General features: G+C 61.2%; 16 protein-coding genes. 9 read left to right on the top strand and 7 right to left on the bottom strand.

Annotated elements, in window-relative coordinates:
* The first annotated feature begins 10 nt into the window (after positions 1-10).
* Entirely contained in the window at positions 11-769 is a 759-nt protein-coding gene (locus VGU61_RS12775; RefSeq protein ID WP_326859514.1) for a molybdopterin-synthase adenylyltransferase MoeB, read from the top strand.
* 12 nt (positions 770-781) lie between these two features.
* Here VGU61_RS12775 and VGU61_RS12770 read toward each other — a convergent pair whose 3' ends face one another.
* Entirely contained in the window at positions 782-1,144 is a 363-nt protein-coding gene (locus VGU61_RS12770) for a hypothetical protein (protein WP_326859513.1), read from the bottom strand.
* 233 nt (positions 1,145-1,377) lie between these two features.
* Here VGU61_RS12770 and VGU61_RS12765 point away from each other — a divergent pair, with 233 nt between their 5' ends.
* The 3 genes from VGU61_RS12765 (at position 1,378) to VGU61_RS12755 (ending at position 4,460) form a co-directional block, all read left to right on the top strand.
* Entirely contained in the window at positions 1,378-2,277 is a 900-nt protein-coding gene (locus tag VGU61_RS12765; RefSeq protein WP_326859512.1) for a DMT family transporter, read from the top strand.
* A gap of 7 nt (positions 2,278-2,284) precedes the next feature.
* On the top strand, positions 2,285-3,496 hold the full coding sequence (locus VGU61_RS12760; protein ID WP_326859511.1) for a YbfB/YjiJ family MFS transporter: 1,212 nt from the start codon (positions 2,285-2,287) through the stop codon (positions 3,494-3,496).
* A gap of 82 nt (positions 3,497-3,578) precedes the next feature.
* Positions 3,579-4,460: a DMT family transporter gene (locus VGU61_RS12755; protein ID WP_326859510.1), complete on the top strand. Its 882-nt coding sequence runs from the start codon at positions 3,579-3,581 to the stop codon at positions 4,458-4,460.
* Here the strand turns inward: VGU61_RS12755 and pabB are convergent.
* The 4 genes from pabB to VGU61_RS12735 all read right to left on the bottom strand — a co-directional run bounded on the left by pabB (position 4,427) and on the right by VGU61_RS12735 (position 8,638).
* Positions 4,427-6,283, bottom strand: a complete 1,857-nt coding sequence (pabB, locus tag VGU61_RS12750) for an aminodeoxychorismate synthase component I (RefSeq protein WP_326859557.1) — start codon at positions 6,281-6,283, stop codon at positions 4,427-4,429. The two genes, VGU61_RS12755 and pabB, sit on opposite strands and share 34 nt — an antisense overlap.
* Before the next feature lie 42 nt (positions 6,284-6,325).
* Positions 6,326-7,216: a DMT family transporter gene (locus tag VGU61_RS12745; protein WP_326859509.1), complete on the bottom strand. Its 891-nt coding sequence runs from the start codon at positions 7,214-7,216 to the stop codon at positions 6,326-6,328.
* Positions 7,217-7,304: 88 nt separating this feature from the next.
* The gene (gene slmA / locus VGU61_RS12740) at positions 7,305-7,880 is read right to left on the bottom strand and encodes a nucleoid occlusion factor SlmA (RefSeq protein ID WP_326859508.1); all 576 of its coding nucleotides are present in this window, start codon (positions 7,878-7,880) and stop codon (positions 7,305-7,307) included.
* 32 nt (positions 7,881-7,912) lie between these two features.
* Positions 7,913-8,638, bottom strand: coding sequence for a pyrimidine 5'-nucleotidase (locus VGU61_RS12735; RefSeq protein ID WP_326859507.1), 726 nt, complete (start codon positions 8,636-8,638; stop codon positions 7,913-7,915).
* A 29-nt stretch (positions 8,639-8,667) separates the two neighbouring features.
* Here VGU61_RS12735 and VGU61_RS12730 point away from each other — a divergent pair, with 29 nt between their 5' ends.
* Together VGU61_RS12730 and VGU61_RS12725 are read left to right on the top strand one after the other, a co-directional pair.
* A complete protein-coding gene (locus tag VGU61_RS12730; RefSeq protein ID WP_326859506.1) occupies positions 8,668-9,447 on the top strand; it encodes a TraB/GumN family protein in 780 nt (259 codons plus the stop codon).
* Complete coding sequence (locus tag VGU61_RS12725) at positions 9,441-9,602, top strand: TraB/GumN family protein (protein WP_326859505.1); 162 nt, start codon at positions 9,441-9,443, stop codon at positions 9,600-9,602. The genes VGU61_RS12730 and VGU61_RS12725 overlap by 7 nt, the downstream gene beginning before the upstream one ends.
* 231 nt (positions 9,603-9,833) lie before the next feature.
* Here VGU61_RS12725 and VGU61_RS12720 read toward each other — a convergent pair whose 3' ends face one another.
* Both VGU61_RS12720 and argB read right to left on the bottom strand, forming a co-directional pair.
* The gene (locus VGU61_RS12720; RefSeq protein ID WP_326859504.1) at positions 9,834-10,259 is read right to left on the bottom strand and encodes a hypothetical protein; all 426 of its coding nucleotides are present in this window, start codon (positions 10,257-10,259) and stop codon (positions 9,834-9,836) included.
* Between the two features lie 579 nt (positions 10,260-10,838).
* Positions 10,839-11,750, bottom strand: coding sequence for an acetylglutamate kinase (gene argB / locus VGU61_RS12715; protein ID WP_326859503.1), 912 nt, complete (start codon positions 11,748-11,750; stop codon positions 10,839-10,841).
* 97 nt (positions 11,751-11,847) lie between these two features.
* Here argB and VGU61_RS12710 point away from each other — a divergent pair, with 97 nt between their 5' ends.
* From VGU61_RS12710 to VGU61_RS12700, 3 genes are read left to right on the top strand one after another with little or no spacing between them, the layout of a single operon-like run.
* Positions 11,848-12,420, top strand: coding sequence for a sigma-70 family RNA polymerase sigma factor (locus tag VGU61_RS12710; protein WP_326859502.1), 573 nt, complete (start codon positions 11,848-11,850; stop codon positions 12,418-12,420).
* Positions 12,421-12,447: 27 nt separating this feature from the next.
* Positions 12,448-12,660 carry a zf-HC2 domain-containing protein gene (locus tag VGU61_RS12705; protein WP_326859501.1) on the top strand — a complete coding sequence of 71 codons (213 nt, stop codon included), beginning with the start codon at positions 12,448-12,450 and terminating at the stop codon, positions 12,658-12,660.
* Positions 12,657-12,854 (top strand): cysteine-rich CWC family protein, encoded by a 198-nt coding sequence (locus tag VGU61_RS12700; protein ID WP_326859500.1) that lies wholly within the window; start codon positions 12,657-12,659, stop codon positions 12,852-12,854. Before VGU61_RS12705 ends, VGU61_RS12700 begins: the two co-directional genes overlap by 4 nt.
* The last annotated feature ends 41 nt before the right edge of the window (positions 12,855-12,895 follow it).

Here is a 12,895-nt window from a genome sequence, read left to right as displayed (position 1 = left end):
CGATCCCGCCATGAACGACCACCAGCTTCTTCGCTATTCCCGCCACATCCTTCTCGATGAAATCGGCATCGAGGGCCAGGAAAAGCTGCTGGCGGCGCATGCACTGGTCATCGGCGCCGGCGGCCTTGGCTCACCGGCAGCCTATTATTTGGCGTCGGCAGGCATCGGCAGGTTGACGCTCGTCGATAACGACACCGTCGACCTGACGAACCTGCAGCGGCAGATTCTCCATACCACCGACCGGGTCGGCCATGCCAAGGCGGAATCCGGGAAGCAAACCCTGGCACAGATCAACCCAGAGGTGCAGGTCACCGCCCTGACCGAGCGGCTAGAAGGAACGCGGCTGGATGAGTTGGTGGGACAGGCGAGCGTGGTGCTCGATTGCAGCGACAACTTCGCCACCCGGCATGCGATCAATCGCGCCTGCGTCGCCAATCGCGTGCCGCTGGTGTCGGGGGCCGCGATCCGTTTCGACGGCCAGGTGTCGGTATTCGATGCGCGGCGTAACGACGCACCCTGCTATGCCTGCCTGTTTCCGCCGGACCAGCAGTTCGAGGAAGTGCTGTGTTCGACGATGGGCGTGTTCGCGCCGCTGGTTGGCATCATCGGCACCATGCAGGCGGCGGAGGCCCTGAAGCTGGTGGCCGGGATCGGCGAATCGCTGGCGGGCCGCCTGCTATTGCTGGATGCGCGGAACATGGAATGGACGAGCATCAAGGTTGGACGCAGTCCCGGCTGCCCGGTGTGCGGTGGCCGGACTCATGATTAGGTTCTGATTTCTTCACATGCCGCCACGAGTGACGCAGGCGAGAGAGGCAGAGCTGCCGCTTGTCAATTCTTCAGATATCCGCTGGATGGCATCGGCGTTGCTGCGCGGGTCGTCTGCAATGGCAGAAGTATCGGCGACGGCAACATAGCTGCGATAGGCGGCAAAATGCCGTATCTCCACATCGTTGAGCCGGGCTTCCGACAGCCCCATGCCTGACACGTCGATCGCCGCTTCCCCCTGCGCGGCAAGGTCGCTACCGGGAGCGGTACTGGAAGAGGCACCGCGATGCTGCACGGCATCGCAGCCTGCCAGCATGGCGGCGCAGGCGAAGCATGCAGTCAAGTTCGTCAGGCGTTTCCAACTAAGGTTATTCATGGTTTTCTCCCTGCCCATGATTATTTGCCTTCCTGACAATTCTTCCTTGGTTTGAATCAAGCGTCTTCGCGTCAATCGCCATCACGCTTGCTTGCCATCAAACGTACCCGGGGAACCACGTCGGGGCATTGCAACATGGATTGCCGCGTCATGCATGGCAAGGTTTAGCAGTCTTAACGCATGCACGTTACAATCGAACGCCTGTTCGTTAATAGCCGGTCACTTCCCTCTTCATGTCCCTACCCGACCTCGCCAAGCTTATTTTTCTTTCTGCGATCTGGGGCGGTTCTTTCATTTTCCTTCGCGTGGCGGTACCGGAACTCGGGCCGTTGCTGACAGCTATCCTGCGCATCGGCGTGGCCGGGCTGGCATTGATGGTCTATGCACTGTTGGCAGGCGTGAACATGGATTGGCGGCGCAACTGGCGGCCGTTCGCCGTCGTCGGCATCTTCGCCGGCGTGCTGCCGTTTTCCTGCTTCGCCTTTGCCGCCCAGCATCTGCCTGCCGCGCATTCGGCGGTACTGAATTCCACCGCGCCCCTGTTCGGCGCATTGTTTTCCGCAATCTGGCTGAGCGAACGGCTGACCGCGCGCAAGCTCGTTGGACTGGCGCTCGGCATCACCGGCGTCGCCATCCTGGTCGGCGCGGGCGCGCTGGACCTGAACCGGTCGACCCTAACGGCGATCGCCGCGTGCCTGGTTGCCGCCGCCTGCTATGCGCTATCGAGCATCATCGTGAAAAAGACCGGCCATCCGGGCGGCATTCATCCGATTGCCATGGCGACCGGTTCGCTGGTGATGGGCGGGCTCATGATGGCGCCGACGCTGCCGCTCGCATTGCCCATCGCTCTCCCGTCGCTGACCGCGCTGGCCTGCATCGCCGGCCTGTCATTGCTGTCGTCCGGCCTGGCGCAGGCGCTATTCATCCCACTGATCGTGAAGGTGGGCCCTACCCGGGCGATGACGGTGTCCTTCCTGATCCCCCTGTTCAGCATGTTATGGGGCTTCATCTTCCTGCAGGAACCGATCGGATTGCCGACCTTCATCGGCGGCGCGGTCGTGCTGGCGGCGATGGGCCTGGTCCTGTCGGCATCACCGCCGCGCGCCAAAGATCCCGTCACCGCCGAGGCCTGAGCAGACCATGGCCGAACAAGCATCGACCGACCGCTCCCTCGCGCAACAGCGACCTTTCCTTACCGCTTTCGCCCTGTCGCTGGCAGCGGCGGTGTCGCTCGGCATGTCGCGCTTTTCGTATGCGCTCCTGCTGCCGCCGATGCGGACCGATCTCGACTGGTCCTACCTGCTGGCCGGCGCGATGAATACGGCAAACGCACTCGGCTACCTGATCGGTGCGATGGTCACGCCGGCATTCATGCGGCGCTTCGGCGCGCAGGCGGCGTTGATCGGCGGGTCGGTGTGCACCGGCTTGTTCATGCTGCTGTCGGGCTTCGTCATCAGCGCGGAGATGCTTCTCGCGCAGCGCGTGCTGGCCGGCGCTGCCAGCGCCTTCATTTTCATCGCCGGCGGCCTGCTTGCAGCCCGCCTTGGCGCGCTGCATCCACGGCATACCGGATTCCTGATCGGTTTGTACTACGGCGGCACCGGCTTCGGCATCGTGTTATCGGCGTTGCTCGTACCGGCAGCACTGGCCGGCGCGGATGCGCAAAACATGCCCCATGGCTGGCAATGGGCGTGGATCGTTCTGGGGATGATGTGTTTTCTGGCGACCCTGGCGATGGCCCTGCCCGCTGCCAGCATCGACGGCGCCGCTGCGCCGGCGACCGGCCAGCGTCCGGTAAGCCTGCTGTCGTTCGGCTGGAGCCTCGGCGGCTATTTCATGTTCGGCGTCGGCTATATCGGCTACATGACCTTCGTGATCGCGCTGCTGAAGGAGCAAGGCATGCAAGGGGCGCAGCTATCGCTGTTCTATGCGGCGCTGGGCGTGGCCGTGGTGGCGTCGTCGCGTATCTGGGCCGGCATGCTGGACCGCTTCAAGGGCGGACAGGCGATGTCGATACTGAACGGCCTGCTCGCCGTCGCGACGCTGCTGCCGGTGCTGACTTCGGCTATCGTCGCGGTGTTCGCATCCGGCATCCTGTTCGGCGCGGTATTTTTGTCCGTCGTCGCATCCACCACCGCGCTCGTGCGCCACAATCTTCCGGCGCCGGCGTGGTCGTCCGGCATCAGCATGTTCACCATCGTCTTCGCCGCCGGACAGATCGTCGGTCCGACCATCGTCGGCTGGATTTCCGACGGCGCCGGGGGACTGCAGCGCGGCCTGGTGTTTTCCGCGATCGCGCTGCTGATCGGTGCGGCGCTGGCGACGCGGCAGAAACCATTGCAGCAGACATGAAAAACTGTCATGTCCGATTCCGGCCAGCCAGCGCGGCGCACCGCCATTATTCTCGAATCTCATCCGACTGCGAGAGCTTGCCATGCGTAGCGCCGACCTGTTCCGATTGATCCTGCTGGCCGCCATCTGGGGCGCGTCGTTTCTTTTCATGCGCATTGTCGCGCCCGCCCTCGGTCCGCTCTGGACGGCGGAGGTGCGGGTTGCGGTCGCCGGTGCGGCAATGCTGCTGTTCATTCTCGCCCGCGGGAAGTCGATGCACTTCGGCACTAGCTGGCGGCAATACCTGATTCTCGGTACCCTCAATTCCGCCCTGCCCTTCGCCCTGTTCTCCTACGCAGCATTAACCCTGCCCGCCGGTTACTCGGCCATCCTGAACGCCACCAGTCCTTTGTGGGGCGCGCTGGTCGGTGCGGCGGTGCTGGGCGAAACGCTCACTGCGCGCAAGATCGCCGGCCTGTTGATCGGGATTGCCGGCGTGGCCTTCCTGGTACGACTGGGTCCCGCGCAATTTTCGCCGCAGGTACTGGTTGCCGCCGGTGCCTGCGTCATTGCGGCGCTGTGCTACGGCATTGCCGGTGCGTACTCGAAGAAAGCGTCCGCCGGCATCGCGCCACCGCAGATGGCGACCGGCTCCCAGCTCGGCGCGGCGCTGGTGCTGCTGCCCTTCCTGCCGTTGTCACCGGTTCGCGGCGAAGTGACGCCGCTGGTGATCGTGATCGCGCTCGTATTGGCGTTGCTGTGCAGCGCCGTGGCGTATTTCATTTACTTCCGGTTGATTGCCGATCTCGGACCGACCAAGGCCTTGACGGTCACTTTTCTGATCCCGCTATTCGCGCTGATTTGGGGCGCGGTATTCCTCGGCGAAGCGGTGAACCTGAATACGCTGATCGGCTGCGCACTGGTGGTACTGGCGACCTGGCTGGTGGTATTTCAGCCGGCCGCCGCGCCGAAGGTGGCCGCCTGATTCCAGTCGATGACGGCAGGCAAAGCCCCGCGCAGCGCATTGCACACCACGACCTCCTCGGCGCCGCGCAGATCGTCAAGCGTCAGCCGGCCTTCCCGGGCATCCCACCTCGGATCGTCAAGGAGTACCGACCGCATGACGCCGGGCAGCACGCCGGCGGATAGCGGCGGCGTAATCCACCTGCCGCGACGCCTGATGAACAGATTGCTGCGCCCGCCTTCGGTAAGTTCGCCGTGCTCATTGCAGAACAGCGTGTCGAAAGCACCGACGGATTCTGCCGCGCGCCATCCGGCGTCATAGCGCTCACGCAGCGTCGTCTTGTGACGCAGCCACGGATCGGCGGACATGGTCGGCTCACGCGCCAGCAGTACTTTTACCGGTGCTTCGAGAGGGGACAGTGGCGCTGTCTGTATGGCGATGCCGCCGTCCCGTCCGATTGCCAACCGCAGGCGATGCGGCCCGTCGGGCAATGCACCACAAGCTTTCTCCAATTCCGAATGCACAGCCGCCCGATCGAACGGAATATTGAAATGCGATGCCGATGCCGCCAGACGCCGGAGATGCCGTTCGAGATGGCGGCAGCCAGCCTCCCGGGTCGCATGCATGGTTTCGAATAGCGCGAATTCCTGCGACAGGCCCGCCAGGAATGCCGCCTTCAGCGCGCACTCCGCATACTCGTCGGCGGCCACGCTATCGTGCACGATGCCCGCGCCCACGCCCATCTCGCCCGAGCGCAATCCATCGGCGCCCTCCGGTTGCAGCACCAATGTGCGGATGGGGACGGACAGGCAGAAATCGCCGACGGCACGGCCCGGCGGCGGCGCATCGAACCAGCCGATCGCGCCGGTGTAATAGCCTCGCGGCGCGCGTTCCAGCTCGCCGATGATCTGCATCGTCCGGCGCTTCGGCGCACCGGTGATCGATCCGCAGGGATAGACGGCGGCAAACACATCCGCAAGCACGGTGTCATCACGCAGCCTCGCGCGCACGGTGGACGTCATTTGCAGGACGCCGCTGTAGCGATGAGTGGAAAACAGATCCGGCACCTTGACGGAACCGGGGGCGGCAATGCGTCCGAGGTCGTTGCGCAGCAGATCGACGATCATCAGGTTTTCCGCGCGGTTCTTCGGGTCCGCCGCCAAAGCGGCGGCGCGAGCGGCATCTTCATCCGGATTACCAGTCGCTGCCGCCGTCCCCTTCATCGGGCGCGCCGTGAGTTCGCCGCTGCCATGCCTCAGGAAGAGTTCGGGAGACAGCGACAATACCGCGCCGCCGTCCGGCAACACGATCAGGGCTCCGTACGGTACCGGCTGACGCTCGCGCAGGCGGCGGTAAAGCACGACCGGATCGCCATGACTTTGGAAATTCAGCCGGTAGGTGTAGTTCACCTGGTAGGTATCGCCGGCCTCGATGTAGGCCCGGATGCGATCGATGGCGGCGGTGAATTCCGCCTGGCTGACATTTGGCCGTATGTTCAGGATGCCGGCAAAGGGAGATGCGGCACGCCGCGCCCGTTCGGCGAGCGCGGACTCCGCATCGGCGGCCGATAGATGCTGGCAGCGGTCGAACAGCACGATGCGCGAACAAGCCGCATCGGCATGCGGCGCAATGCTGTGCATCGCCGCGCCCAGTTCGTAACTGAACAGTCCGACGGCGTGCCTGCCTTCGTTCAGCGCCTTCTGCAAGCCATCCCACAACGCCGGAAGCTGGTCGGGATGTGGACAGGACAAGGTGCCGGCATAACCGGTGTACAGGCGGGAGCGCGGCTGGGTATTGGTGGCGCTGCTGTCGTCCAGCAGGGCAAAGCAGTCGGTGGCATGCATGCTCATCGTCGTTTGCTGCACTGTCGATGTATCCCGGTCCGGTCAGCTGCCGCGCTTGGACAGGTAGATGCCCCACAGCAGCAATGCGCCGCCGGCCATCTGCATGGGTCCGATCGCTTCCTGAAAAATGATCCACGCGGCGATGGTCGCCGTCAGCGGCTGAATCAGCAGACTGACCGAAGACAGCGATGCCGGCAGGTGCGCGAATGCATACGCGATTACCGTCTGGCCGCCGATCTGGGCAACGAACGCCAGTGCCAGCAAGGGCAGCCATGCCGCCGCGTTCGCCGGCCAAAACGCGCCCGGAGACAGCAATGCGAACGGCAGCAGCGCGAGGCCGGTGATGGTCGTGCTCCACGCCATCAGCCGTGCGGTGGAATACTGGCCACGCGCATCCTTGATCATGAGTTGGTAGGCGGCGTAGAACACCGCGCTCGCCAGGCCGAGGCCATCACCGAGCAGCTTGCTCGTACCATCGCCACCTTCGCCCGCCGCATTGGGCCCGACCAGCATCACCGCACCCACCAGCGCGATCACCATGCCGACGATGAAGATGCGGGCGAACTTCACCTTATGCGCGAGCCACATCCACAGCGCGATGAAGATCGGTGCGAAGTTCGACAGCAGCGTGGCGTTCGATACCGTCGTGTAATGCAGCGACAGGTGCCACAGTCCCATGTCGGCCGCGAAGTAGACGCCGGCCAGCGCCAGTGCCAGCGTGAAATCGGTTCGCTTGTCCGCCTCGCCATCCTGCTTGCTCACCGCGAACGCCCATGCCCACAGGAAGGGGGCAGCCAGCGCCATGCGCCAGAAAGCGGATGCAACCGGGCTGACGTCCGACAGGCGCATGAAAATGCCGGCGAAACCGATGGCCACGCCGCCGAGCAGCAGCGCGAAAAAAGCAAATGTCGGAAAGGTCTTGGTGGAATTCATGGATACGCGGGAAGAATGCAAAAACGCGCCGCACAACCGGCGCACCGGCAGCGAGTGTACCGATGTTCGTCCGCTTGCGCAGCGCCGGTCAGGATAGCAGCAATACGATCTGCGCCTGCGCGTTCTCGGTGGGGGAGTGCTTGAACCCGCTTTTGGCAAAGCGGTGCCAGCGGCCCACGACGAGGCTGGCGATCATGTTCGCGCGTACCGTCGCTTCGGCTTCGCTGGCATTTCCCTGCGTGGCCGCCAGGCGCAGGGACTGGCGGATCGCCAGCTCCACCCGCTCGATGAACTGGTTCATCCGCACCTGCAACCGCTCGTCTTCGTTGACCAATGCATCGCCGATCATCACCCGTGTCATGCCGGGATTGCGCTCGGCGAAGTTGAGCAGCATGCCGGTGATCGCCTGCACCTGCGCCAAGCCGTTCTCCTGCTGTTCGGTGATCTGGTTGATGAGACCGAACACCGTCGATTCGATGAATTCGATCAGGCCTTCGAACATCTGCGCCTTGCTGGCGAAATGCCGGTACAGGGCTGCTTCGGATACATCGAGCTTGCCGGCCAGTGCGGCCGTGGTGATGCGCTCGCCTTTCGGTTGTTCGAGCATGGCGGCGAGGGTCTGGAGTATCTGAAGTTTGCGTTCGCCCGGTTTTGTGCTTGCCATGATCGATTCACTCTAGTCGCAACGAATGTTTGTCAGCGCAATCGATGCAGATTCGCCGGAAGTTTCCGTACGGATTTTACTTTGACATCAACATAAACGGGGCGCTTTGTGAATTTTGGCGACGGCAAATTGTCGGCGCGCTGTTGCAGATTCGGCTTGCTCGCCAGGTACTGGGTAATCCAAGCGGTGCGCATGCCCAGGGTTTTCGCGGCTTTCAGGTTGTCGAGGGTGTCTTCGACGAGGATGCAATTGTGTGCCGCGACACCTTCCCGGGCGAGTAGTTTATGCAACAGCAGCCGCGACGGCTTCGGCCGCAGTTGCCGGTGCACCCGCATCGATTCGATCGCGATATGTCCCGCGAAATGCCGGTGCAGGCCGAGATGACGCACCACCTCGCGAGAATAACCACGGGGCGCGTTCGTCAGAAGGATCTTCCGGCCCGGCAGCCGCTTCAGCAAGCGCGCCAGTCCGCGCTCGGCGCGGATCATCGCCGTCAGCTCCTCGAACGTATGCGCCTCGCGCAGGAAGTCCTCGGCCCGCACCTGGTGATGCTTGATCATGCCGAGCAGCGTCGCGCCGTAGCGCTTCCAGTAGGCGAGCCGCGCGGCGTTCACCACGTCCGGATCGGCATCCACGCCCTCCTTGCCGAGCACGCGCGCCATATAGGCATTCATGTTCGTATTGATGGCGGGGAAAATCGCATGCGATGCGTTGTGCAGGGTGTTGTCGAGGTCGAACAACCAAACGGGATGGGGCATCTGATAGAGTCGCGGCGTCAGGAGAGTGTATGGATATCAGGCGTCATTTTGTCTTTGCCGTATTGTCGGCGTTTTTCTTCTTCCCCGCACGTGCGGACACGGCCGCAGCTATCGAACCGGCTGCGATACCGTCGGCGGAAAAGCGTCCGCAGCGCGGCGCACTGTACCGGATACGGCACCAGAAAGGAACTGCCTACCTTTTCGGCACGATCCACGCCGGTAAGCCTGGCTACTTCCCGCTCAACGCCGAAGTAACACAGGCACTGGCAGCGTCAAGCAAGTTAATCGTTGAGATCGACCTGCGCAAGCAGGACCGGTTCGCAGCTGCGCTCGACAGAGTTGGAATGTATCGAGACGGTACAACGATCGACCGCCACGTATCCGTTGACACCCTCCTCCGGCTGAAAAAAGCAACCGACTTATTCGGCATCCGCTTCGACAGCATCGCCCGAATGAAGCCCTGGATGATCGCCAACCTGCTGACTAGCGTCGACATCGAACGGTACGGGCTCCACCTCAGCCAGGGCGTCGACCTGCATCTGCTCACGCTGGCCGGCCCAACCAAAGCCGTACTAGAACTTGAATCGGCCGCATACCAGCTTTCGCTATTCGGCGAGATGCGCATGTCGGATCAGGAAACCTACCTGCTTGAAACTCTGGACAGCATCGAAACCGGCGAGGGCATCGAACAGGCCCATGCGATAGCCAATGCCTGGGCCAACGCCGACTCCGGCAAGCTCAACGCGGTCATGCTCGAAGGGGCAAAAGAAAAGCCGGTGTCATCGGCATTTCTGCAGGACGTGTGCTGAACCGGCGCAATGCGGGGATGGCGGGCAGGATCGAAGGTTATTTGAAAAGCGGCGAGACGGTTTTTATCGCGGTGGGCATGCTGCATCTGCTCGGAGAGAAGGGGTTGCCGGCGTTGCTACGCAAGAGAGGGTATCGGGTGGAGAAGGTGTATTAAAAGCAGGTCCGGTCAGGCTGATGCAGAGGTAGTGCGGAGAAGATGCGGCACTGAATGCAACACGCGGAAAACCATGAACGAGATACGCACGCTCAAAACATTCGGCGGATGGCAGGCTGACCGGACCGCGGAAGATGTGCGGGTTGCGCACATCCTAAACCCATAAATTCTTCTTATTTCGCTTCAGCGGAAAAACATTCAGACACATCGGGCGAGTAAGCTCGCACAATGTTACACACTCTGTGGCGTGGATCCGGCCTGCAGGGCGAAGAAGCAAGGTTTCGTCATAAGCGGATTCCATTTATCAAGCAATGCTGGAATTCTTGCATCGTCGAGAGCGAACGCCGGCAAACGCTGCTTGTTCGCCAATTCATACGCCTTCTGGACTTCCTTGTGATGATCCTGCTCGACAATGCTGTCGATGAGTTCCTGATCGGTCATAGTCGCGATACTCCAAGCTGATCTTTGCTGGATTTCGTCGGGCGACTTGATGGTAGCCAGGTAGTCTGCGTACACAATCTCCTGGATAACGTCATTTGTGCAGGGGCACAGTTGGTTTTTGTGAAAGCGATAGATGGCGTATCCGTGATCCGCCAGAAACGACAGTAGTTCGTGATACGAATAGCCGGCCAGCGGTAACAGCCTGAAGGTAGGCATCCTCCTTGTCCGACGGGATGCCAAGTTCGTAAGCACGTCCCTTTGGGAGAGTGAAAGTCACGTAGGACGGCGGGCGATGTGGTTGAAGGCACCCCGCTTCCATGAGCTCGGTTTTGTTCTGGGATGCCATTTCATGCAGGAGTGCCTCGACCCGCGAAAGTTGCTCCTGCATTGCATTGAATCGCAGCTCCATGACGCCGATGCCGATTGCGGAACGCAGCAGGCGGACGAACGGTTGCAAGATAGGACGTAGCGGATTAAATTCGATATGCCTTTTCAATTTTTTACCCTGGAATCCCCGGGAAGGGCCAAGACGGTTTCGAGCGACACATTTTGATCATTTGCCAGCACGACTCGCCGTGCGCCGATCACTACCGTAGTGGGCTGCGTTCAATACAAAACGCAGCCGCGAAAAGTGAGCGGAACATGTCAAAAAGGGCAGTAAGGGAGGTTCGCTTGACACTGCCCGGCGCGTCTGACCGAATGTGATGGAAGCCGGGTGATGATGGCGCAGTCTGCGCGGACCTGCTTGCCATTTGAAATACGCCGTTCGATCGTCAAATAATACGATGCGGGCAATCAATGCGACCGGATCATCGTCCCAAACGCCTGCTCCGTCAGCACCTCCAGCAGCAGCGAATGCTCGATCCGTCCATCAATGATGTGAACCGTATTCACCCCCGACTTCGCAGCATCCAATGCCGATGAAATCTTCGGCAGCATGCCACCCGAAATCGTGCCGTCCGCGAACATCTCGTCGATCTCGCGCGCCGACAGGTCGGTGAGCAGATTCCCCTGCTTGTCCATCACGCCCGGGATGTTCGTCATCATGATGAGCTTCTCGGCCTTCAGGATCTCGGCAATCTTGCCGGCCACGAGGTCGGCATTGATGTTGTACGCCTGACCGTCGTCACCGAAACCGATGGGCGAAATGATCGGGATGAAGGCATCGTCCTGCAGTGCCTTCACCACGGCCGGATTGATGGCGTCGATCTCACCCACGAAGCCGATGTCGATGAACTGCCCCGGATTTTCCCTGTCCGGCATCGCCATCTTGCGGGCACGGATCAGGCCGCCGTCCTTGCCGGTGAGACCCACCGCCTGGCCGCCGTAGTGATTGATCAGCATGACGATGTCCTGCTGCACTTCGCCGCCAAGCACCCACTCGACCACTTCCATCGTCTCTTCATCGGTGATGCGCATGCCCTGCACGAACGTGCCCTGCTTGCCGATCTTTTTCAACGCATTGTCGATCTGGGGGCCGCCGCCGTGGACGACGACCGGGTTCATGCCGACGAGTTTTAGCAAGATGACATCGCGGGCAAAGCCATGCTTGAGACGCTCTTCCGTCATCGCATTGCCGCCGTATTTGACGACAATGGTTTTGCCATGGAATTTACGAATGTAAGGCAGTGCTTCCGCGAGTATTTCCGCCTTGATTTGCGGGGAAACGCCTGAGAGATCGGCGTTGGAGTCGTGCGAGTCGGTCATGGCAGGTCCTGAAAATAGATCAGCGCGATTTTACAGCGAAAGCGGCGGGGTTTTCGCATATTGTGTTTCACATGGCGATCGAATAACCTTTGCCCAAATGACAAATACCGCTACCCTGCACGTCGAACTCGAAAGCCTGCGCCCCGCCCTTCTTCGCTTCGCCTTCCTTCAGCTTCGCAATCACGCCCTGGCAGAGGATGCGGTGCAGGACACCCTGATTGCGGTGCTTGAGAAACCCGAGCGCTTTGCCGGTCAGTCGACGCTTCGAACCTACCTCACCGGCATTCTCAAGCACAAGATCATCGATGTGCTGCGCTCGTCGAATCGCGAGGTGCAAATCGGGGACGAGGCCGAGCGAACGGATGCGGAAGTGATCGACGCCCTGTTCAAGCCGGATGGCCATACCGTCGATACACCGCGGCAATGGGGCGATCCGGATGCGACGCTCGAACAGAAGGACTTTTTCCGTGTGCTCGAGATCTGCCTGGAAAGATTGCCGGCCAAGAATGCGCGCATCTTCATGATGCGCGAGTGGCTCGAACTTGATACCGAAGAAATCTGTAAGGAATTGGCGATTTCAACGTCTAACGCATGGGTGATGCTGTATCGGGCACGGGTGCAGTTGAGAGAATGCCTGGAGTTGAAATGGTTCGGCAATACACCGGCATAATCAAAGCGGCATGAGGAAAGCGGCGACATGGGACTCAAACCGACCTGCAGGGAAGTACACCGATTGACGTCGGAAGGGCTGGATCGCCCTCTTACGTGGACGGAGCGTGCACGCGTTCACATACACCTTGGAGTATGCAGCGCCTGCACCAATTTCGCCAACCAGATGAAGCTGATCCGTACCGCGATGCGGCAGTTGACCATTCCCGAAGCCGCCGATAGCGACAGCGAGAAAAAATGAGCATTTGCACGCGCTGCGACGCCACCTTCACCTGCGGCATGACGGATACGCCCGACGGAGATGCCGCATGTTGGTGCACGGGCTTGCCGCCATTGCCGCGCGACGCGTACAACGAAGTTGAAGGCAAGTGCTTATGCCCGAAATGCCTGCGCGACCTGATCGAGGAATCGGCACGGCAGGCACTTCGTTCGTAAATTTTCTGGATGCATCGACTTAACAAAGCCGATGATCAGGT

Origin of the sequence: Noviherbaspirillum sp., assembly GCF_035944575.1 — a bacterium.
Classification (GTDB): Bacteria; Pseudomonadota; Gammaproteobacteria; order Burkholderiales; family Burkholderiaceae_D; genus Noviherbaspirillum.
Note: the sequence above shows the minus strand (reverse complement) of the source record. Positions and strands in the feature narration are given on the sequence as shown.

Coding starts and splice junctions, on each gene's coding strand:
- VGU61_RS12775 (WP_326859514.1), top strand. CDS start 11: ATGAACGACCACCAGCTTCTTCGCTATTCCCGCCACATCCTTCTCGAT.
- VGU61_RS12745 (WP_326859509.1), bottom strand. CDS start 7,216: ATGAATTCCACCAAGACCTTTCCGACATTTGCTTTTTTCGCGCTGCTG.
- VGU61_RS12700 (WP_326859500.1), top strand. CDS start 12,657: ATGAGCATTTGCACGCGCTGCGACGCCACCTTCACCTGCGGCATGACG.
- VGU61_RS12765 (WP_326859512.1), top strand. CDS start 1,378: ATGTCCCTACCCGACCTCGCCAAGCTTATTTTTCTTTCTGCGATCTGG.
- VGU61_RS12720 (WP_326859504.1), bottom strand. CDS start 10,259: ATGCCTACCTTCAGGCTGTTACCGCTGGCCGGCTATTCGTATCACGAA.
- pabB (WP_326859557.1), bottom strand. CDS start 6,283: ATGCATGCCACCGACTGCTTTGCCCTGCTGGACGACAGCAGCGCCACC.
- VGU61_RS12730 (WP_326859506.1), top strand. CDS start 8,668: ATGGATATCAGGCGTCATTTTGTCTTTGCCGTATTGTCGGCGTTTTTC.
- VGU61_RS12770 (WP_326859513.1), bottom strand. CDS start 1,144: ATGAATAACCTTAGTTGGAAACGCCTGACGAACTTGACTGCATGCTTC.
- VGU61_RS12705 (WP_326859501.1), top strand. CDS start 12,448: ATGGGACTCAAACCGACCTGCAGGGAAGTACACCGATTGACGTCGGAA.
- VGU61_RS12755 (WP_326859510.1), top strand. CDS start 3,579: ATGCGTAGCGCCGACCTGTTCCGATTGATCCTGCTGGCCGCCATCTGG.
- VGU61_RS12735 (WP_326859507.1), bottom strand. CDS start 8,638: ATGCCCCATCCCGTTTGGTTGTTCGACCTCGACAACACCCTGCACAAC.
- slmA (WP_326859508.1), bottom strand. CDS start 7,880: ATGGCAAGCACAAAACCGGGCGAACGCAAACTTCAGATACTCCAGACC.
- VGU61_RS12760 (WP_326859511.1), top strand. CDS start 2,285: ATGGCCGAACAAGCATCGACCGACCGCTCCCTCGCGCAACAGCGACCT.
- VGU61_RS12710 (WP_326859502.1), top strand. CDS start 11,848: ATGACAAATACCGCTACCCTGCACGTCGAACTCGAAAGCCTGCGCCCC.
- argB (WP_326859503.1), bottom strand. CDS start 11,750: ATGACCGACTCGCACGACTCCAACGCCGATCTCTCAGGCGTTTCCCCG.